General features: G+C 75.3%; 20 protein-coding genes and 2 riboswitches. Of the genes, 10 read left to right on the top strand and 10 right to left on the bottom strand.

The window, feature by feature from the left end; translation table 11 throughout:
- Positions 1-13: 13 nt before the first annotated feature.
- The 3 genes from ACWIX3_RS18485 to phaZ all read left to right on the top strand — a co-directional run bounded on the left by ACWIX3_RS18485 (position 14) and on the right by phaZ (position 3,938).
- A complete protein-coding gene (locus ACWIX3_RS18485; RefSeq protein ID WP_448608804.1) occupies positions 14-874 on the top strand; it encodes an alpha/beta fold hydrolase in 861 nt (286 codons plus the stop codon).
- Positions 875-989: 115 nt separating this feature from the next.
- On the top strand, positions 990-2,582 hold the full coding sequence (locus tag ACWIX3_RS18490; RefSeq protein ID WP_448608805.1) for an acyl-CoA synthetase: 1,593 nt from the start codon (positions 990-992) through the stop codon (positions 2,580-2,582).
- A gap of 111 nt (positions 2,583-2,693) precedes the next feature.
- Positions 2,694-3,938, top strand: coding sequence for a polyhydroxyalkanoate depolymerase (phaZ, locus tag ACWIX3_RS18495; RefSeq protein WP_448608806.1), 1,245 nt, complete (start codon positions 2,694-2,696; stop codon positions 3,936-3,938).
- A gap of 30 nt (positions 3,939-3,968) precedes the next feature.
- On the opposite strand, the gene ACWIX3_RS18500 is transcribed toward phaZ, so the two are convergent.
- From ACWIX3_RS18500 to ACWIX3_RS18530, 7 genes are all read right to left on the bottom strand, one after another.
- Positions 3,969-4,601 (bottom strand): class I SAM-dependent methyltransferase, encoded by a 633-nt coding sequence (locus ACWIX3_RS18500; RefSeq protein ID WP_448608807.1) that lies wholly within the window; start codon positions 4,599-4,601, stop codon positions 3,969-3,971.
- Positions 4,602-4,641: 40 nt separating this feature from the next.
- Complete coding sequence (locus ACWIX3_RS18505; protein WP_448608808.1) at positions 4,642-5,520, bottom strand: hypothetical protein; 879 nt, start codon at positions 5,518-5,520, stop codon at positions 4,642-4,644.
- Between the two features lie 277 nt (positions 5,521-5,797).
- Positions 5,798-5,949: riboswitch (cyclic di-AMP (ydaO/yuaA leader) on the bottom strand.
- Positions 5,950-6,086: 137 nt separating this feature from the next.
- Complete coding sequence (locus ACWIX3_RS18510) at positions 6,087-7,262, bottom strand: MFS transporter (protein ID WP_448608809.1); 1,176 nt, start codon at positions 7,260-7,262, stop codon at positions 6,087-6,089.
- Positions 7,263-7,317: 55 nt separating this feature from the next.
- On the bottom strand, positions 7,318-8,565 hold the full coding sequence (fmdA, locus tag ACWIX3_RS18515) for a formamidase (protein WP_448608810.1): 1,248 nt from the start codon (positions 8,563-8,565) through the stop codon (positions 7,318-7,320).
- Between the two features lie 12 nt (positions 8,566-8,577).
- Positions 8,578-9,219 carry an AmiS/UreI family transporter gene (locus ACWIX3_RS18520; RefSeq protein ID WP_448608811.1) on the bottom strand — a complete coding sequence of 214 codons (642 nt, stop codon included), beginning with the start codon at positions 9,217-9,219 and terminating at the stop codon, positions 8,578-8,580.
- A 3-nt stretch (positions 9,220-9,222) separates the two neighbouring features.
- Complete coding sequence (locus tag ACWIX3_RS18525) at positions 9,223-9,552, bottom strand: zinc ribbon domain-containing protein (protein WP_448608812.1); 330 nt, start codon at positions 9,550-9,552, stop codon at positions 9,223-9,225.
- 74 nt (positions 9,553-9,626) lie between these two features.
- A complete protein-coding gene (locus ACWIX3_RS18530; RefSeq protein ID WP_448608813.1) occupies positions 9,627-10,682 on the bottom strand; it encodes a substrate-binding domain-containing protein in 1,056 nt (351 codons plus the stop codon).
- A gap of 190 nt (positions 10,683-10,872) precedes the next feature.
- Between ACWIX3_RS18530 and ACWIX3_RS18535 the strand changes: the two genes are divergently transcribed.
- The 4 genes from ACWIX3_RS18535 (at position 10,873) to ACWIX3_RS18550 (ending at position 12,985) form a co-directional block, all read left to right on the top strand.
- Positions 10,873-11,247, top strand: coding sequence for a MarR family transcriptional regulator (locus ACWIX3_RS18535; RefSeq protein WP_448608814.1), 375 nt, complete (start codon positions 10,873-10,875; stop codon positions 11,245-11,247).
- A gap of 77 nt (positions 11,248-11,324) precedes the next feature.
- Entirely contained in the window at positions 11,325-12,362 is a 1,038-nt protein-coding gene (locus tag ACWIX3_RS18540; RefSeq protein ID WP_448608815.1) for an alpha/beta fold hydrolase, read from the top strand.
- A 240-nt stretch (positions 12,363-12,602) separates the two neighbouring features.
- Complete coding sequence (locus ACWIX3_RS18545) at positions 12,603-12,836, top strand: hypothetical protein (protein WP_448608816.1); 234 nt, start codon at positions 12,603-12,605, stop codon at positions 12,834-12,836.
- Positions 12,833-12,985, top strand: coding sequence for a hypothetical protein (locus tag ACWIX3_RS18550; protein WP_448608817.1), 153 nt, complete (start codon positions 12,833-12,835; stop codon positions 12,983-12,985). Before ACWIX3_RS18545 ends, ACWIX3_RS18550 begins: the two co-directional genes overlap by 4 nt.
- Before the next feature lie 151 nt (positions 12,986-13,136).
- Here ACWIX3_RS18550 and ACWIX3_RS18555 read toward each other — a convergent pair whose 3' ends face one another.
- Together ACWIX3_RS18555 and ACWIX3_RS18560 are read right to left on the bottom strand one after the other, a co-directional pair.
- Positions 13,137-13,952: a LysM peptidoglycan-binding domain-containing protein gene (locus tag ACWIX3_RS18555; RefSeq protein ID WP_448608818.1), complete on the bottom strand. Its 816-nt coding sequence runs from the start codon at positions 13,950-13,952 to the stop codon at positions 13,137-13,139.
- Position 13,953: 1 nt separating this feature from the next.
- Positions 13,954-14,082, bottom strand: a riboswitch (cyclic di-AMP (ydaO/yuaA leader).
- Between the two features lie 250 nt (positions 14,083-14,332).
- Complete coding sequence (locus ACWIX3_RS18560; RefSeq protein ID WP_448608819.1) at positions 14,333-15,193, bottom strand: alpha/beta hydrolase; 861 nt, start codon at positions 15,191-15,193, stop codon at positions 14,333-14,335.
- A gap of 106 nt (positions 15,194-15,299) precedes the next feature.
- Here ACWIX3_RS18560 and ACWIX3_RS18565 point away from each other — a divergent pair, with 106 nt between their 5' ends.
- From ACWIX3_RS18565 to ACWIX3_RS18575, 3 genes are all read left to right on the top strand, one after another.
- Positions 15,300-15,827 (top strand): DNA-directed RNA polymerase subunit alpha C-terminal domain-containing protein, encoded by a 528-nt coding sequence (locus tag ACWIX3_RS18565; protein WP_448608820.1) that lies wholly within the window; start codon positions 15,300-15,302, stop codon positions 15,825-15,827.
- Between the two features lie 27 nt (positions 15,828-15,854).
- Positions 15,855-16,031, top strand: a complete 177-nt coding sequence (locus ACWIX3_RS18570) for a hypothetical protein (protein WP_448608821.1) — start codon at positions 15,855-15,857, stop codon at positions 16,029-16,031.
- An 81-nt stretch (positions 16,032-16,112) separates the two neighbouring features.
- Positions 16,113-17,081 carry an NADPH:quinone oxidoreductase family protein gene (locus tag ACWIX3_RS18575; RefSeq protein ID WP_448608822.1) on the top strand — a complete coding sequence of 323 codons (969 nt, stop codon included), beginning with the start codon at positions 16,113-16,115 and terminating at the stop codon, positions 17,079-17,081.
- Positions 17,082-17,171: 90 nt separating this feature from the next.
- Here ACWIX3_RS18575 and ACWIX3_RS18580 read toward each other — a convergent pair whose 3' ends face one another.
- Positions 17,172-18,368, bottom strand: a complete 1,197-nt coding sequence (locus ACWIX3_RS18580) for a PucR family transcriptional regulator (protein ID WP_448608823.1) — start codon at positions 18,366-18,368, stop codon at positions 17,172-17,174.
- Between the last annotated feature and the right edge of the window lie 16 nt (positions 18,369-18,384).

The following is an 18,384-nucleotide window of genomic DNA, read 5'->3' on the forward strand; positions in this document are numbered from 1 at the left end:
AGGTGGAACGGCTGTGACCGGCTGGCCTCCGGTGTACTCGACGCTGCGGGTGGGGTCGGCCGCGGTGCGGGTCGCGGTCGTCGGCGAGGGCCCGCCGCTGCTGCTGCTCACCGGTATCGGGGGCAACATCGAGATGTGGGAGCCCGCCGCCCGCCACCTGACGGGGCGGCGGCTGGTCATGCTCGACGTCCCGGGCACCGGTTGCTCCCCCGCGCTGCGGGTCGGGCTCCGGATGCGCGGCTACGCGCAACTGGTGACGCAGGTGCTCGACGCGCTCGGGCTCGACCGGGTCGACGTCCTGGGCTACTCCTGGGGCGGCGCGCTGGCCCAGCAGCTGGCCTACCAGGCGCCGGAGCGGGTGCGGGCGCTGGTGCTCGCCGCGACCACGCCGGGGGTGGGCGGCCAGCCGCCCTCGCGCCTGGTCCTGGCGCTGATGAGCTCGCCGGCGCGCTACTACTCGCGCACCTACCTCCGGCTGACCGCGCCGCTGCTGTTCGGCACCAGCGCCCGGGCGGCCGCCGACTCCGCGCACGGCGAGGCGCGGCTGCACCGGCCGCCCAGCCCGGTGGGCTACACGCAGCAGCTCTACGCCATGTCCGGCTGGTCGAGCCGGTGGTGGCTGCGCCAGGTCGACTCCCCGACCCTCGTCATCGGCGCGCGGCAGGACCCGCTCGCGCCGCCGCGCAACGCGCTCATCATGGCTGCGGCCCTGCCGCACGCCCGGCTGGAGATGGTCGACGGCGGCCACCTCTTCCTGTTCGAGGACCCCGAGCAGGGATGCGCACTGGTCGAGGACTTCCTGCGCGACCAGGACGCCGGGACGGCCCCCGTGCCCGCCGGGCCCTCGCCGGGCAGGCCGGGGTCCGGTCCCTGACCCGGCGTGCGGGGCGGCCGAGGCGCGCCTTCCCCGGTGGTCGGACGCCCCGCTAGCTTGTGGCCGGGCTCACTCTCCTCGGCCCCTGACCAGTGCCGACTCCTGGAGGCTCCCCGTGTTCGACGACGCCCTGACCACGACGATCGCGCGGGCCCGCCGGCACGCCCTGGGCGACCTGCTGCGCCGTTCCGCGGCCCGGGTGCCGGCGAAGACGGCCCTGCGCTACCGCGACCGGTCCCACACCTACGCCGAGCTCGACACGCTCGTGGACCGCACCGCGAACGCGCTCACCGCGCGCGGCGTGGCCCGGGGCGACCGGGTGGTGCTGCTGTCCCACAACGACGACGGGTACGTGGTGCTCACCTTCGCGCTGGCGCGGCTCGGCGCGATCGCGGTGCCGGTGAACTTCATGCTCCAGGCCGGCGAGGTCGCCTACATCCTCGAGCACTCCGGAGCCACCGCCGTCGTCGCCGAGTCCGCGCTGCTGCCGGTGGCGCAGGAGGCGATCGAACAGGCCGGGCGCGCGGAGGCGGTCCGGGTCCGCGGCGTCCTGGGCAGCGGGGCCGGCGCCCTCCCCGGGGGCTGGGAGGCGGTCCAAAGCTGGACGGCGCACGACGACGCCTCCGCACCGGAGGAGGACGTCGCCGACGACGACGTCCTCCAGCTGATGTACACGAGCGGGACCGAGTCGCGGCCCAAGGGCACGATGATGACCAGCCGCGGCCTCGTCACCCAGTACGTCAGCTGCATCGTCGACGGCCGGTACTCCCCCGACGACGTCGCGCTGCACGCGCTGCCGCTGTTCCACGTCGCGGCGCAGCACGTCTTCCTGATGCCGGCCCTCTACCTCGGCGGCACGAACGTCGTCCTGGACGGGCCGGACCCGGCCACCGTGCTGGAGACGATCGAGCGGGAGCGGATCAGCAGCCTGTTCTGCCCACCGACGGTGTGGATCGGCCTGCTCCGCCACCCCGACTTCGACCGGCGCGACCTGTCCTCGCTGGCCAAGGGCTACTACGGCGCGTCGATCATGCCGGTCGCCACCGTCGAGGAGCTGAGCCGGCGGCTGCCCGGGATGGCGCTGTTCAACTTCTACGGCCAGACCGAGATGTCCGCCCTCGCGCTGGTGCTCTCCCCCGAGGACCAGCTGCGCAAGCCCGGCTCCGCCGGCACCCCGGCGCTCAACAGCGAGACCCGCCTCGTCGACGACCTGGACCGGCCGGTGGGGCCCGGCGTCGAGGGCGAGATCGTGCACCGCAGCCCGCACGCCACCGTCGGCTACTGGAACGACCCGGAGAAGACCGCGGAGGCGTTCCGCAACGGCTGGTTCCACAGCGGCGACCTCGGCGTCATGGACGAGGACGGGTACATCACGGTCGTCGACCGCAAGAAGGACGTGATCAAGACCGGCGGGGAGAACGTGGCCAGCCGCGAGGTCGAGGAGGTCCTGTACCAGCACCCCGCCGTCGCGGAGGTCGCCGTCTTCGGCATCCCCCACCCGCGGTGGATCGAGGCCGTCGCCGCGGTCGTCGTCCCCCGGGACGGCCAGCCGGTCGATCCGGAGGCGCTCGTCGCCTTCTGCCGGGAGCGGCTGGCCGGCTTCAAGACGCCCCGGTACGTGACCGTCGCCGACGGGCTGCCCAAGAACGCCAGCGGGAAGATCCTCAAGCGCGAGCTCCGGACGACCTACGCGGACCTGGCCGGCTGACCGCGCCGGCGGGTTGTGGCGGGTCCTGGCGGGCCCGCCCCGGAGCCGTCGGTTAGCGTCGTCCGGGTGTGGCGCGGGCCACACGGGAACGGCCTCGGGAGGCGGACACCTGTGCTCTACACCGCGTACGAGTGGCAGCGGCGGCTGACCGCTCCTGCCCGGACGACGTCGGCGCTCACCGCGCGGGCCCTGGAGGCCCTGCCGGCGCCGCTGGCCGCGCTGCCCGGTCCCCGCCGGCTGCGGGCGGCCTGCCGGGTCGTCGCCGACGCGCGCCCCACGCACGTCCGCCCCGACTGGGACATCGACTCGGTCGACGTCGACGGGCGACGGGCCGAGGTGGTCGCGGAGCCGGTGCTGTCGACGCCGTTCGCCGACGTCGTCCACTTCACCAAGCCCGACATCGCCGGCCAGCCGCAGGTGCTGGTCGTGGGTCCGGTATCCGGGCACTTCGCCACGCTGCTGCGGCCCACGGTCCGCACCCTGCTGGCCGACCACGACGTCTTCGTCGTCGACTGGCACAACGCCCGCGACGTCCCCGTGACGGCGGGGCGGTTCGGGCTCGACGAGTACGTCGACCACGTCCTGCAGGCCATCCGGCACCTCGGCCGCGACACGCACGTCCTGGCCGTGTGCCAGCCTGCCCCGCTCGTGCTCGCGGCGGTCGCGCTGATGGCCGCGGACGGCGACCCCGGCCAGCCGCGCAGCCTCACGCTGATCGCCGGCCCGATCGACACCCGGGTCAACCCGAACCGGGTCAACGCCGGCGCCGGCCGCCGCCCCCTGTCGCTCTACGAGCGGCTGCTCACCACGACCGTCCCGGCCCGGTACCCCGGCGCCGGACGCCGGGTCTACCCGGGTGTGGCGCAGCTGACGGCGTTCATGTCGATGAACCCGCGCCGGCACCTGGGTGCCCACGTGGGCATGTACCGAGCCATGGTCGCCGGGGACGAGGCGACCGCGGCCGCCACCCGCGCCTTCTACGACGAGTACGGCGCGGTCATGGACGTGCCCGCGGAGTTCTACCTGGAGACGCTGCAGCGGATCTTCTTCGAGCACGACCTGCCCCGCGGCGCCCTGACCTGGCGCGGCCGGCGCGTGGACCCCTCGGCCATCCGGGAGACCGCGCTGCTCACCGTCGAGGGCGCCCAGGACGACCTGTGCTCGCCCGGGCAGACCGAGGCGGCGCACGCGCTGTGCAGCGGGCTCCCGCCGGAGCGGCGGCGCCACCACCTGCAGCAGGGCGTCGGCCACTACGGCGTCTTCGCCGGTTCGCGGTGGGAGGCGGAGATCTACCCGGTGATCCGCTCCTTCATCGCCGAGCACGACACCGAGCGGACGGTCGCGCCCCTGATCTGACGCTCCGCGCGGCCGTGGCCCGGCGCCGGCTCACGGCCGCGTCGCGACGAGCGCCGTCCAGCAGCCGGCGAGCCGGGTGTCCTGCGCGGTCACGGTCAGCCCAGCCGCCCGGCAGGCGGCGGCGAGGCCGTCCGGGGTGGGACGGTCGCCGTCGGCCGGGTGGCGGGACACCGCCCGCAGCGGCCGGCTGTCGACGAAGCGCGCGGTCATCTCGCAGGAGTAGAGGCGCCCGCCGGGCCGCAGCACCCGCGCCGCCTCCCGGACGACGTCGCGCCAGGCATCGGCGTGGTGCAGGACGTGGTAGCCGAAGACCGCGTCGTAGGAGCCGTCCGGCGCGGCCAGCGACGTCGCGTCGCCGCGCCGGACGTCGGCCCGCCCGCCCAGGTCGCGCACGGCCTCCCGGCACGCCGCGACGCTGGCGTCGTAGCGCTCGACCCCGTCGGCGTGCGCGGCGCCGAAGACCTCGAGCGCCAGGCGCAACCCGGTGCCACGTCGGCCGGTGCCCAGCTCGAGCACCCGGCCGCCGGGCACCGGCCCGCCCAGCCGGAGCAGGACCGGCGCCTCGACGCGGCGCTGGACCAGCGCCCGGACGCGTGAGTCGACCCAGAGCCGGTTGGCGTCGACGAGGGTCGGCGGGACGGGACGGGACGAGCTGGTGCCCATCCTGCCGTCCTGCCCCGCCGGAGCGGCGGGCAACCGCAGGTCAGCCGCGGTAGTTCACGTGCGGGTGGTCCATGTGGTTGGCCGTCGCGCCGCCGCGGTCGGCCATCGCCTTCCACGAGCCGTTCGGCGAGGACAGCATCCGCTGCTGCCAGATGATGTAGTCGACGCCGAGCTCGTCCCAATGGGCGATGTGGTACTCGACGATCGCGTCGCCGAGGGCGGCGTCGGACATGACCATGTAGTCCAGCGCCAGGCCCGAGGGGTGGCCGCCCGGGTCGGCGGCGCTCGGCCGGGTGCCGCCCAGGGTGATCGAGCCGGCGCCGGGGACGTTGCTGACGACGGCGTTCGCCGCGGCCTGGACCACCGCGGCGACGGGGCCGGCGGAGTTCTTGATCTTGGCGGCGGCGCCCGCCGCGGCGGCAGCCCGGGGCGCGGCGGCCGCGGGAGCGGCCCGGCCGGCCTGCGCCGGGGCGGCCTGCCTGGCAGCGGCAGCGGAGGCAGCCGCGGCCTCGGCGGCCGCCTTCGCGGCGGCCTCGGCCTCGGCCTTCGCCTTGGCGGCGGCCTCGGCCTCGGCCTTCTGCCGGTCGAGCACCGCCTGGTCGGCGGCGGCCTGGGCCTGCTGCGCGGCGGTCCGGGCGGCCTCGCGGGCGCTGCGGGTGGCGGCGAGGTCCTGCAGCGGCTGCAGCTCCGTGGTGACGTCGACCGGGCCGGACTGGGCGGTCAACCCGAGCTCCCGGGCGACGCTCACGGTCTCGGACGGCGCCGCCTCGGCCTGCGCGGCCGGCTCGATGCCGACTACGCCGACCAGGACGGCGCCGGCGGTGGCCATCCCGAGGTACAGACCGGGACGGCGGACGGCGGCGGGCGGACGGCGGCGCGAGCGGGCGGTGCGGCCAGGGGTCGTGGTGCGGGTGTCCATGGGGAACGGGTTCTCCGGGGTGGGGGCGCGACGGGGCGACGGGGGCGCGCACGTCTGCGGGAGGCTGCGGGCGGGCTGTGGCCGCGCGGCGAGCGCCGGGCAGGCACACCGGGGAAGCGGCGAGGTACCGGTCGAGCGCGGGTGCTCGGGCGCGGTGGGCCTGCGGGGCGGCGTCTGCTGCGGACGGCCGCGGACTCCTCAGATGCGGGAGCGCTCCCGGTACCGGAGCCGGTGGGATGGTGCAGCAGGGCAAGGGCACGCCATCCGGCGGCTCTCCGTTTCTTCCGACGGCCGCCTACCGGGTTAGCTGACGGGTTCGGGCGGGAAGCAGCCCTACCCGCTCCGGACGTGCGTCCAGGAGCGGGATTCACCCCAGTACTGCGGTGGGTCCCCGGCTCGCCCCTGAGGGCGACTCGGCGGCGTCCGCTCGGGCCCCCTTCGGGGGCGGAACGACCGACCGGACGCGACGACCGTAGCTTCGTTATCGAGCTGTGACAATCCGCGGCCCTCGATTCGTCAAGTGACGCTCGTCGCCCACCTCCTCGATCGACGGCCGGGGGCCGACGTCACCGCCGGGCGGTCCCCTCCCCCGTGCGCGCGAGGACGACGAGTGCGGCCGCGGCGAGGGCGAGCGGGACGGCCAGGGGGAGCAGTCCCGGCTGCGCACCTCCGGCGTCGGTCACCCTGCCGCCGACGAGGGGTGCCAGCAGGCCGGCACACCCCCACGCCGTGAAGACCCGGCCGTAGACCGCCGGGAAGGCAGCGGCCCCCACCCGGTCCGCCGTCGCGGCCGGGACCAGCGCGGAGACCGCGCCGTAGGCCAGTCCGACGACGAGCAGAGCGGTCAGGACGACGGCGGGCGCGGCCGCCGCGGCGAGCCCGGCGAGCGCGACGGCGGTGGCCGCGAGCGCGGTCCCCAGTGCGGGGAGGCGCCCGACGCCGTCCGACCACCAGCCCGCACCCAGTCGGCCGGCCAGGTTGCCGACGGCGAGCAGGGAGACGGCCGCTCCCGCGGCTGCGGGACCCAGACCCGCTGCAGTGGCCAGGGGCGCAGCAGTGGCGAAGACCACGAGACCCGGCGCGGCGCCTCCGGCGAAGAGGACCCACAGCGCCAGCACCGCCGTCCCGGGCACCGGCTCCTCCACGCGGTCCGGGCGCCGCTCGACGCCCGCGTCGGCCGGGGCGAGGGCGGCGGCGAGGCCCACCAGACCGGCGACGAGCACGGCGAGGACGGCCAGCGGGGTCCGCCAGCCGACGTCCGGGAGGACGTGTGGCGACAGCAAGCCGAGCACCACCGGCCCGGCCGCGTACGCGCCGACCACCAGACCGCTGGCCGTGCCACGGCGTCCGGCGGGGACGGCCGCGGCGAGGGCGACCGCGACGCCGTAGGCCAGCCCGTTGGCCGCGCCGAACAGCAGCCCCACCCCCAGCCAGGGAGCCTCGGGCCGCTGCACGGCCGCGGTCACGGCCAGCCCCGCCCCGGCGGCGAGGGAGGCCGCGGCCAGGAGTGGGCGCGGCCCCACCCGCGCCAGCCAGCGCCCCACCCCGAGCAGGACGACGGTGAACACCCCGAGTGCGAGGGCGAACACCGCCGGGCCGCTGCCCCGCGGGGCCCCAGCGTCGGCCACCACCCGGGGCGACACCAGGCTCCAGGCGAACAGCGTCCCGACCGCGAGGTTGGCCACCACGCCGGCAGCGACCAGGCGGACGGTCCCCGGCCGGCCGGCGGGTCCCCGGGTCACGGCGCCGGTGCGCGGACGGACTGGCGTCCGCCCGCGCCCGGCCGCGAACCCTCGGTCAGGAGGTGACGCAGACCTGCCCGCGGTCCCTGCGCTGCGGGCCCTGGCCGCCGGGCCGGATGTCCTCGTCGAAGATCTCCGTCGGCAGGAAGACCGAGCAGCAGGCGTTGGGGATGTCCACCACGCCGCCGATGCGGCCCTCGATCGGCGAGGTGCCGAGGATGAGGTAGGCCTGCTCGCCCGTGTAGCCCCACTTCTCCAGGTAGCGGATGGCGTTCAGGCAGGCGTTGCGGTAGGCCAGCGTCGCGTCCATGTAGGCGTTCGTGTCGTCGCGGTGGTCGACCGAGACACCGATGAACGTCAGGAACTCGGAGTAGCGCGGCTCGACCCGCCCGGGCATGAAGATCGGGTTGGTGGTGACGCCGTAGGTCTCCATGCCGCCCTTGATGAGGTCGACGTGGAAGTCGATGAAGCCGCCCATCTCGATGGCGCCGCAGAAGTTGATCTCACCGTCTCCCTGGCTGAAGTGCAGGTCCCCTCCGGAGAGCAGCGCGCCGTCGACGTAGACCGGGTAGAAGACCCGGCTGCCGCGGGTGAAGTTCTTGATGTCGTGGTTGCCGCCGTTCTCCCGCGCCGGCACGGTGCGGGCGCCGTCCCGCCCGATCGCCTCGAGCAGGTCGCCGGTGGCCGTGCCGCCCAGGACGTTGTCCGGCAGCGGCGGCAGCCCCAGGGGCGGCACCCGGTCGGGGTCGGTGGCGATCAGCGCCCGCTCCCGGGCGTTCCAGCGGGCCAGCAGGTCCGCCGACGGCGCGGTCCCGAACAGGCCGGGGTGCGTGATGCCGGTGTACTCGACCCCGGGGACGTGGCGGGACGTGCACTTCTGCCCGCGGAAGTCCCAGATGGCCTTGTAGGCGTCCGGGTAGTAGTCGGTGAGGAAACCGCCGCCGTTGACCTTCGCGAAGATGCCCGAGTAGCCCCAGCCCTCCCCGCAGTTGGGACCCTGGGCCTGCGGCACCGGCCCGAGGTCGAGGATGTCGACGACCAGGAGGTCACCGGGCTCGGCCCCCTCCACGGCGATCGGCCCGGACAGCATGTGGGCGTGGGAGAGGTCGACGTCCCGGACGTCGTTGGACGAGTCGTTGTTGCCGATCTGGCCGTCGGTCCACTCCTTGCACTCCACCCGGATGTCCTGCCCCGGCCGGATCGTGACCGCCGGCGGGATGTCGGGGTGCCAGCGGTTGTGGCCGGGCACGGCCTGGTCCCGCATGGACCTGCTCTGGTCGACGCTGAACACGACCTCGGGCATGGCGGTTTCCTCTCACTGGGCGCCCGGTGCGGCACCGGGCTGGGTGGGGGCCGGGGAAGCGGGGGCGGACAGGGTCCGGCTGAGCGGGGCGCTGACGGCGAGCAGGAGCACGCCGAGGACGGCGACCACCAGGACCGTGGCGAGCGAGTCGCTCCACCAGCCGGTGATGATCAGGAAGGCCGGGACGGCGGCCGTGAGCAGGCCCTCGCCCAGGGCCAGGACGCCGACCGCGCCGGTGAGGTGGTCCTTGTGCCCGGCCAGCAGCAGGAAGAAGCCGAACCACAGGACCGCCCACAGCAGCCAGATGACGCCGAAGGTCCGGTCACCGACCGCCAGCCAGGAGTGGACGGCGAACCCCACGGCGGCGGCGGCCACGACCAGGGAGAACCAGCCGAGCCCCTCGCCCGGCCAGCCGGTGATGCCGTTGATCCCCACCCACAGGTAGGTGAAGCCGAAGTAGTAGAGCCCGGCGGCGAGCGCGATCTGCGCCTGGTCGCCGTTCGCGGCGATGATGAGGTAGGTCGGCGTGACCACCTGGAGCGCGCCGACGAAGAGGTTCAGCGGTGCGGCGCTGGCGGGGCTGACGTGCCCCAGCAGCATGACGCCGTTGACCACCAGCACGGCACCGACGTAGAGCAGGCCGACGGCGCCCACGGGTCACCAGCGCGGCAGCGAGGGGTGCGGGCCCGCGGGGCGGTGCGCCGCGTGGACGGGGGCGGCGCCGGTGGCGGGGTTCCACCGGCGGCTGCGCGGCCGGGGCCTGCCGTCGGGGATCGACCGGACCACCTGCGGCGACTCCGCGCTCGCGTCGGCGGTCGCCACCGCGCGGTGCAGGGCGGCGGGTGTCGTCGCCAGAGCGGGCGCGGTCCACACCCGGCCGGACTCCGCCGCGCACGTCGGACAGGGGTGCGTGGGGCCCACCACGGACATCGGGACCACCACCTCGAACACCGAGCAGTCGGGACACCGGAACACGTACGTGGCCATGGCTCCTCCTTTCCTTTCACGGACAACTTATTCACGTGGAAGGAAGTGTCAAGAGGGCGCTGGGGCGACCCCGGCTAGAGCGCGGCGAGGACGTCGAAGTCGTAGCCGTCGGCCACGGCCAGGTGGACCCGCTGCTGGAGGTGGTTGCCGGTGAAGGACACCGGGCCGCGCGGCCCGTCGTACCCGAGCCCGTCGGCGACGGCGACCATCCGGTGGACGTCGAGGCTGCCGGCCCGCCGGGCGAGGGCCGCCAGGGCCATGAGCCCCTCGCAGCAGGACTCCGCGGCGTTGTTCAGGGGAGGCGCGTCGGGGCCGTGCTGGTCGACGTAGTCGCCGCAGAACTCCAGCGCCGACGCCGTGGCCAGCGACCGGAAGTAGGAGGCGCAGACGAAGAGGTTCCTCGTCGCCTCCGCCCCGCTGGCCAGGAGCATGTTCTCCTCCATGAGCGGGGTGAAGCGGACCAGCCTCTCCTGCAGACCGTGGTCGGCGAACACGCGGTTGAACTCGACGGCGTCCTGCCCGACGAGGTAGAGCAGCACCCCCTGGGCGTCACTGGCGCGGATGCGCTCGACGACGCCCCGGTAGTCGTCGGTCCCCAGCGGCACGTAGCTGGTCCCGACCAGCTGCAGGTCCAGCCGCCGGGCGTACTCCCGCGTGACCTCGACCGAGGCCCGGGGCCAGATGTAGTCGTCGCCCACCACGAACCAGCGCCGCACACCGCACACGTCGCGCAGCCAGCGCAGGGCCGGCGCGATCTGCCGAGCAGGCGTCTCGCCGGAGCAGAAGACGCCCGGCCGGGACTCACCCCCCTCGTACAGGGAGGTGTAGACGTACGGGATCCTCCCCGCGGTCACGGGCGCCACGGCGTGGCGGACCGCCGAGATGTGCCACCCGGTCACCGCGTCGATCCGCCCGGCGTCGACCAGCCGGCCGACGGTGGCGCCCACCTCCTCCGGCCGAGCGCCGCCGTCGATGACCTCCACGGCCAGCTCCCGGCCGAGGACGCCGGCGTCGTTGATGGACCGCACCGCCGTCGCCGCGACCGCCTCGCACGAGGGGCCGAAGAGGCCCGCGGGCCCCTGGAGGGGCACGACCAGCCCGACCCGCGCGACCTCTGCGGACCGGCCCATCGATCCCCCCAGGCGTGGCGTGCGCGGGCGTTGGTGCGGGACGTTCCGGGATGCTGCGACAATCGACCCGAGTAGGGGATCACTATGCTGACCCGCCCTGGCCGTGGGAAGGGTCCCGGGCGAGGGAGAGGCGAGCATGCGGCAGGAGACGTCGGGGGGGTCACTGCCCCACGTCGACCTGCTACGGCAGGTGACCTCCGGTCTGACGTCCCGCGTCGAGGAGATCCTCGTCGGGAGCGACCTCACCCTGGACCAGTGGCGGGTGCTGCACACCCTGACCGAGGTCGGCCCGCTGTCCATGAGCGACCTGGGTGGCCGCACCCGGATCCCCGGGCCCACCGTGACCCGCATCGTGGACCGGCTGGTGGAGCGCTCGCTGCTCTACCGCAACGTCGACGCCGCCGACCGTCGCCGTGTCGTCGTGCACGCCGCCGAGCGCGGCCGGGCGTTGTGCCGGTCGCTGACCCCGCGGATCGCCGAGGCCGAGCACGACGGGCTCGCCGCGCTGTCCTCGGCCGAGGCGCGGACCCTGCGCCGGCTGCTGGAGCGGCTGGCGACCCCCTGACCCGGGCGTCCGGGGTTGCGCTGCGCACGGCGCGGCGAGCAGGCTGGCGAGACTCTTTCACCTGGAAGGAATACGCCGTGCCGGCTCCGACGGACCACCAGCTGTTCGACCTCGGCGACCTGCCGCTGCAGAGCGGGGCGACGCTCCGGGGTGCACAGCTGGCCTACAAGACGTACGGGACCCTGAACGACGACCGGTCCAACGTGATCGTGCACCCCACCTGGTTCAGCGCGTGGCACGACGCCAACGAGTGGTCGATCGGCCCGGGCCTGGCCTGCGACCCGGAGCGGTACTTCATCGTCGTCCCGAACCAGCTCAACAACGGCCTGTCGACCTCGCCGAGCACCACCCCTCCCCCGTTCGACGGTCCGCACTTCCCGCCGGTCACCTTCTCCGACCAGGTCGAGGCCCAGCACCGGCTGCTCACGCAGCAGTGGGGCATCGAGTCGGTCGAGCTCGTGCTCGGCTCCTCCATGGGCGCTGGCCAGACCTACCAGTGGGCGGTCAGCCACCCGGAGATGGTGAAGCGGGCCGCCCCGATCGTCGGGTCGAGCCGCACCAGCGAGCACAACCAGGTCTTCCTGAAGAGCCTGCGGGCCACGCTGACGCTCGACCCGGCCTTCCGGGGCGGCGAGTACTCACCCGACGCGCGCCCCACCGCGGGCATGCGGGCCTTCGCCCGGATCTACGCCGGGTGGGGCCTGTCCCAGGCGTTCTACTGGGAGCGCGAGTACCGGTCCATGGGCTACTCCTCGCTGGAGGACTTCCTGGTGGGGTTCTGGGAGGGCTTCTGGCTCGACGAGGACCGGGACCCGAACAACCTGCTGGCGATGCTCTGGACCTGGGAGCACGGCGACGTCGGCCGGACGCCGGGGTTCGACGGGGACACCGAGGCCGCCCTGCGCTCCATCCGCTGCCCCCTCGTGGCCATGCCCGCCCGGACCGACCTCTACTTCCCGCCCGAGGACGAGCAGTGGGCCTCGCAGTTCATCGCGCAGGGGGAGGTCCGGGTCATCGACACGATCTGGGGACACTTCGCCGGCCTCGGTATGAACGCCGCCGACAACACCTTCGTCGACCGGACACTGCGGGAACTGCTCGACCGTCCCGCCTGATCGCGCCGGTTCCCCGCGCGGGGCGACCTGCGAAGCTGGCGGGCGGGGCTCGCCCGAGGTCGTCCCGGGGCCCCGCCCGCGGACAGCATGCGGGAGACGGAACCGTTCCGCAACAGATGTCTAGGACGTCTGGCCGCTGCCGCGCCGGGCCCCGTCGCCTCCGCCCGCCCGACCCGTCGGGACGGGAGCCGCCGCGGCCCGGGGAGCCATCCGCCGGCGGCACGTCGCCGCGCACCGGCGGTGGGTGGTGCGGACGTCCGCCTGACGCATGCCGCGGTCGCCCTGCGGCTCCGGCCGGCCGTGCTCGTCGCGGCGCAGGTGGGGCCGGTCGGCGTCCCCGGGCAGGTGGCCTCCACGCTCGCGCACCTGCTCGTGCCCTTCCTGCCCTGGGTGCCGGACCTGCTCGTCGCCGAGTGGTGCCCGACCCCCGGAGCACGGTTCCGCGCGGCCCGGCGGGGCACCTCCTCCCCATGAGCGAGATGGACCCGCGGGACCCGAGCACCCTGTACGCGGAGGGCCCGGTCGCGCCCGAGCCGCCCGAGGACGACCTGCCCGACACCTCGCCGCTGCGCGACTCCGGTGGCACCGGTCCGGGCCCGGACGACCTCGACGCGCTGCTCTGAGAGAGGCCCCGTCCTCCTAACCCCTCGCAGGCTCGGGGCGGTGCCCTGGACGGGGCCGTGGCGCGTCAGCCGGCGCCGTCCGCGGCCCCCCGTGCACCGGCGGCCCCCACCCGGAAGACGGGTGGGGGCCGCCGACGTGCGGGCCGGGGACTCAGCCGACGTAGTTCACGTGCACGTGGTCCATGTGGTTCGCCGTGGCGCTGCCGCGGTCGGCCATGGCCTTCCACACGCCGTCCGGCGAGGACAGGATCCGCTGCTGCCAGATGACGTACTTCACCCCGAGCTCGTCCCAGTGGGCGATGTGGTAGGCGGTGATGGCGTCGCCGAGGGCGGCGTCGGACATGACCATGTAGTCCAGCGCCAGGCCCGACGGGTGGCCGTTCGGGTCCGTGGCGCTGGCCCGGGTGCCACCCAGGGTGATCGAGCCGGCGCCGGGCACCTCGCTGATCACGCGGTTGGCCGCGGCCTGGACCTGCGGAGCCACGTCACCGGCGCTGTTGGCGATGCGCGCGACGGCCGCGGGCGCGGCGGCCGGAGCCGCAGCGGCGAGCGGAGCGGCCGGGGTGGCGGGCGCAGTGTTCCCGGCCGACCCGACGGCCGGGGCCGCGGCGACCGGCACGGAGCCGGCGGTGTGCAGCACCTGACCCGGGAAGATCCGGTTCGGGTCGGCGCCGATGACGTCGGTGTTGCGCTGGTAGAGGTCGCGCCACGTCTGGCCGTGGGCGGCGGCGATCTTCCTGATCGTGTCGCCGCGGACGACGGTGTAGCCGGCCGTCGAGGCGTCGGCGGCCGCCGTCGCGACAGGGACCTCGATGGCGTGGGCGGGGATCGGGCCCGTCGTCCCGGCGAGCGCCTGGGAGGGGGCGCTCAGGACGCCGAACCCGACGACGGTGGCGCCGGCGGCGACGGGCGCCTTGGCGATGACCTTCTTGGTGCGGACATAGCGGGGTGCGCGGTGCTTGGCCATGGTGATCTCCGATCACCGCCGGCGAGGTCAGCTGTCGGGTTCGGGCGATCGGTGCCCGGCCGCGGTCCGCGGCTTCACCCCGAGACGGGCCCCCTCGAGTCGTGGACTCGAGTCGTGGCGCGCCGTGGTCGTGGGTCCCCCACCCCTGCCCTGGGAACGGGTTGGCGTCCGGTGGGCAGGGTTTGGCGGACCGGCGCCGCGCTCTCTCCTTTGCTGAGCGCACACAAAACGCTACGTGGAGTCATGTGCACTGTCGCCGTGACGCCGGTCACAAACGGCCGCCGGAACGGCGCGCCGCAGGTCAGCGCGGCGTGTCGCGCCGGTGTCGCCGTCGTCACGTCCGCGCCGTCCGCGCGGACCCTCCGGCGGCCGGCGAGCGGTCAGGACGACGTGCGGTGGGCGTCGAGCCAGGTGACGACGTCGGCCAGCACGGCGTCCTTCTCCGGCTCGTTGTGCGGCTCGTGGAACAGCCCCTCGTAGGTCCGCACCGTGAGGTCGGGCGAGCCGGCGTGCGCCCGGACGACCTCGCTGGCGACCGGCGGCACCAGCCGGTCGGCGGTGCCGTGCAGCACGAGCAGCGGCACGGTGAGCGCGGGCAGCCGCCGCGGCATGGTCAACGCGGCGGCCATGAGCTCGGCGCCGGTGCGGGCGACCATCCTGCCGTTGTGGTTGAGCGGGTCGGCCCGGTAGTCGCGGACCACCGCGGGGTCCCGGCTGACCGCCTCGGCGTCGAGCCGGAGGACGCCGAGGTCGGGCAGGAACCGGGACAGCAGCGGCGCCACGGTCCGCTGGACGGCGTTCGCGGCGCTGGTGTCGAGCGCCGCCGCCGAGATGACCGCGCCGGCGATCCGGGGGTCCGGCGTCCCGGTCAGGTACTGCAGCGCGATCAGTCCGCCCAGGCTGTGCCCGTAGACGAACAGCGGGGCGCCCGGGTGCTGGTCGCCGGCGGTGCGCACCAGCTCGGCGACGCCGTCGACGGCGGCGGCCATGCTGCCGATGTTGCCGCGGTTGCCCGGGGACCGGCCGTGGCCGGGGTGGTCGACGGCGTGGGTGGCGTAGCCCGCGGCGGCCAGCCGCTCGGCGACGTGCCGGTACCGACCGCCGTGCTCGTGCGCGCCGTGGACCAGCACGACGGCGCCGACCGGGTCCTCGACGGTCCAGGCCTGCCGGTACAGCCCCGAGGCCAGCGTGCCCTCGGTGTGCGTGGGGGTCGGGGTCCCGCCCGGACGGGCAGCGGTCATCGGGGAGCCTCCTACGGCAACGGACTGGTGGGCATCCTCCAGGAGGCCTGGACCTCCAGGAGACCTGGACCGGTGCGGCCGGTCGGTCGGTCCTAGGTTGGACACCATGCCGACCACGTCACCGGGGACCACGCCCGGGAGGACCGTCAGCGACCTCGGCCTCCCCCCGCGGGCGGTCACCGCGCTGACCCGGGCCGGGATCACGACCACCGAACAGCTCGCCGCTCTCACCCGGGCCGACCTCGTGGCGATCAACGGGCTGGGCCCGGGCACCATCGCCGCCATCCGCGGCGTCGTCCCGGAGCCGCCCGGCCGCTTCCCCGCGACCGAGCGCGAGCACCAGTCGTCGGTCCCGGAGCCGCACCCGGACGACGAGGAGTCGCCGGCCGCGCCGGCGATCCCGTCGTTCGAGTCGCTGCGCAGCACCCGCCGCCGGACGACGGTCGACCTGATCGTCCCCGCGACGCCACCCCCGCCCGACCCCACGCCGACCGCACCCCGCCCGCCGGACTACGCCGACCTGTGGCGCCTCGGCGTCCGGGTGGGGTCGACCCTCGCGACCCTGCCGGTGCGGTTGACGCTGCGGGCCGTCCAGGCGCCGGTCCGCCGGCTGCGCCGCCTCGTCGGCGGGTAGCGCGGGCTCTCCGGGTACTCACCGGGCATGGATCCCGACACCACCACGCCGCACGTCGAGGGCCCGCGGCAGACCGCTCCCCCGCTGCCCGACGACCCCCGCGTGCCGAAGCCCGAGGACGCCGAGTCGGGCCGGAGCAAGGAGCTCGGCGGCGCCGCCCCGGCCGTGGGCCCGGAGACGCCGGAGCTGCCCGAGACCGACTGAGCCGGCGCACCCGCGCTGCGGGACCGGTCACCTCCTCTGACAAGCTCGCGGTCCCGTACCCACACCGTGCAGGAGGACCCCGTGCGCGCCGCCCAGATCACCACCCTCGACGGCCCCTCTGCCATCTCGGTCGCCGACGTCCCCGAGCCCGACGCGGACGGGAAGGTGCTGATCGACGTGCACGTCGCCGGGGTGACCTTTCCCGAGGTGCTGCTCAGCCGCGGTGAGTACCAGGTCAAGCCGGAGCTGCCGTTCGTCCCCGGCAGCGAGGTCGCCGGGACGGTCCGCAGCGCCCCCGCGGGCAGCGGCCTGCAGCCCGGGCAGCGGGTGGCCGCCTTCCCCGGCTTCGGCGGCTTCGCCGAGGTGGCGGAGGCCGACCCGGGCCTCGTCTTCCCGCTGCCCGACGGCGTGACCTTCGAGCAGGGCGCGGCCCTGCCGATGAACTACCTGACCATGCACTTCGCGCTGGCCCGCCGGGGCCGGCTGCAGTCCGGTGAGACCGTGCTGGTGCACGGCGCCGCAGGCGGCCTCGGTACCGCGGGCATCCAGCTGGCCAAGGCGTACGGCGCGCGCGTGCTCGCGGTGGTGTCCAGCGAGGCCAAGGGCGAGACCGCCCGGGCCGCCGGCGCCGACGAGGTCGTGCTCGCCGACGGCTTCCGCGACCGGGTCAAGGAGCTCACCGGAGGCCGGGGCGTCGACCTCGTCGCCGACCCGGTGGGCGGGAACCGCTTCACCGACTCGCTGCGCAGCCTGGCGCGCGAGGGCCGGCTGCTGGTCCTCGGTTTCACCGGCGGCGAGATCCCCACGGTCAAGGTCAACCGGCTGCTGCTGAACAACGTCTCGGTCGTCGGCGTCGGCTGGGGCGCGTTCTGGATGGGCGAGCCCGGCTACGTGCAGGAGCAGTGGCGCGACCTGCAGCCGCTGCTCGAGCGCGGCGCCCTCGACCCGGTCCTCGGCTCGGTGCACGACCTGGCCGACGCCGCGGCCGCGGTCACCGAGCTCGACGAGCGGCGTGCCACCGGCAAGGTGCTGCTCCGCGTCCGCACGTGATGAAGGACCCCGTCCCCCCCACCCCTCGCAGGCTCGGGGCGGGACCCGGGACGGGGCCAACAGCCCCTGGAGGGTGACCGGACCGCCGGTTCAGGTTGCCGTGCCCCGCCAGCGCAGCACCTCCAGCGCCGCGGCGACGCTGACGACGTTCTCCGCGAGCGGGCGCGGCAGCAGCTCGTCGGCGCGGGTGAGCCGGCGCAGCACCGTGTTGCGGTGCGTGTACAGCCGCTCGGCGGTGCGCGAGGTGCTGCCCAGCTCGCGGACGTAGGTCAGCACCGCCTGCCGCGTGTCGGGGTCGGCGTGCAGCAGGTCGCCCAGGGTGTCGGCGAGGAACTCGTCGGCCTGCGTCGGCTCGGCGGTGAGCACCGCGACCAGCTGTACGTCCTCGTAGCGGGCGACCTGCTGCGGGGACGTCAGCCGGGCGACCATGCGCTGGGTGGTGGCGGCGTCGAGGTGGCTGCGGCGGAAGCCGTCGACGTCCCGGCCCGGACGGCCCACGGCCACGCGGACGTCGGGGTGCACGGCCAGCGCGGTGGCCAGCTGCCCGGCGTGCGGCGCCCTCGCCACCGGCAGCCAGACCCAGAGCGCGGCGGCGCTGGCGACGACGGTCAGCCGGTGCGCGGCCCCGCTGGCCCGGACGACCGCCTCCGCCGCGGCCTCCAGCTGCTCGGAGGCCACCCCCGACCCGCTCCAGACGACGGCGGCGGTGTGCGGGCCGGCCAGGCCGTAGCCGAGCTGGGCCTCGGCGCGGGCCCGGCCGATCGGCGCCCCCTCGAGCAGCAGGGTGACCGCGGCCCGGCGCTCGGCGTGTGCGCCGCGGGTGAGCTCGTCGCGCTCCGCCCGCATCCGCTCGGAGGTGGCCGCGACGGTGTCCTCGATGAAGGTGGCGATCGACAGCGCCGAGACGTCGAGCAGCTCGCGCAGCTCCGCGGGATCGGAGGTCAGCCGGAAACAGATGTCCATCCACCGGCGCCAGGCCACGCCCTGGGCGGCGCGGTAGGCGTCCAGGGCCGACTCGTCCAGGCCGCGCCGCACCATGTCACGCGCGGCCTCCAGCGACTCCGGCCCGGTGTTGGCCGGGACCCGCCGTCCCGGGTGCTGCACGTTGGCCGCCGCCCAGTGCAGCAGGTTGGCCAGGTTGGCCCGTCGGGTCGCCGCGGCGAGCACCGGGTCCTCGGCGACCGGCCGCATCCGCGGCCCGCCCAGAGAGGCGGCGTGCAGCTCCTCGACCCACGCGTCGTCGGGGTCGAGCGCGACCTCCGCGCCGCGCCGGAAGAGTTCCCGCACCCGCGGGGAGACATCC

The sequence above is a fragment of the Geodermatophilus sp. URMC 60 genome, assembly GCF_053502585.1.

Bases quoted from the DNA above. Each gene is read 5' to 3' on its own strand.
- ACWIX3_RS18500 (WP_448608807.1), bottom strand. From the start codon at position 4,601: ATGGGCACCAGCTCGTCCCGTCCCGTCCCGCCGACCCTCGTCGACGCC.
- ACWIX3_RS18505 (WP_448608808.1), bottom strand. From the start codon at position 5,520: ATGGACACCCGCACCACGACCCCTGGCCGCACCGCCCGCTCGCGCCGC.
- fmdA (WP_448608810.1), bottom strand. From the start codon at position 8,565: ATGCCCGAGGTCGTGTTCAGCGTCGACCAGAGCAGGTCCATGCGGGAC.
- ACWIX3_RS18525 (WP_448608812.1), bottom strand. From the start codon at position 9,552: ATGGCCACGTACGTGTTCCGGTGTCCCGACTGCTCGGTGTTCGAGGTG.
- ACWIX3_RS18530 (WP_448608813.1), bottom strand. From the start codon at position 10,682: ATGGGCCGGTCCGCAGAGGTCGCGCGGGTCGGGCTGGTCGTGCCCCTC.
- ACWIX3_RS18550 (WP_448608817.1), top strand. From the start codon at position 12,833: ATGAGCGAGATGGACCCGCGGGACCCGAGCACCCTGTACGCGGAGGGC.
- ACWIX3_RS18555 (WP_448608818.1), bottom strand. From the start codon at position 13,952: ATGGCCAAGCACCGCGCACCCCGCTATGTCCGCACCAAGAAGGTCATC.
- ACWIX3_RS18560 (WP_448608819.1), bottom strand. From the start codon at position 15,193: ATGACCGCTGCCCGTCCGGGCGGGACCCCGACCCCCACGCACACCGAG.
- ACWIX3_RS18565 (WP_448608820.1), top strand. From the start codon at position 15,300: ATGCCGACCACGTCACCGGGGACCACGCCCGGGAGGACCGTCAGCGAC.
- ACWIX3_RS18570 (WP_448608821.1), top strand. From the start codon at position 15,855: ATGGATCCCGACACCACCACGCCGCACGTCGAGGGCCCGCGGCAGACC.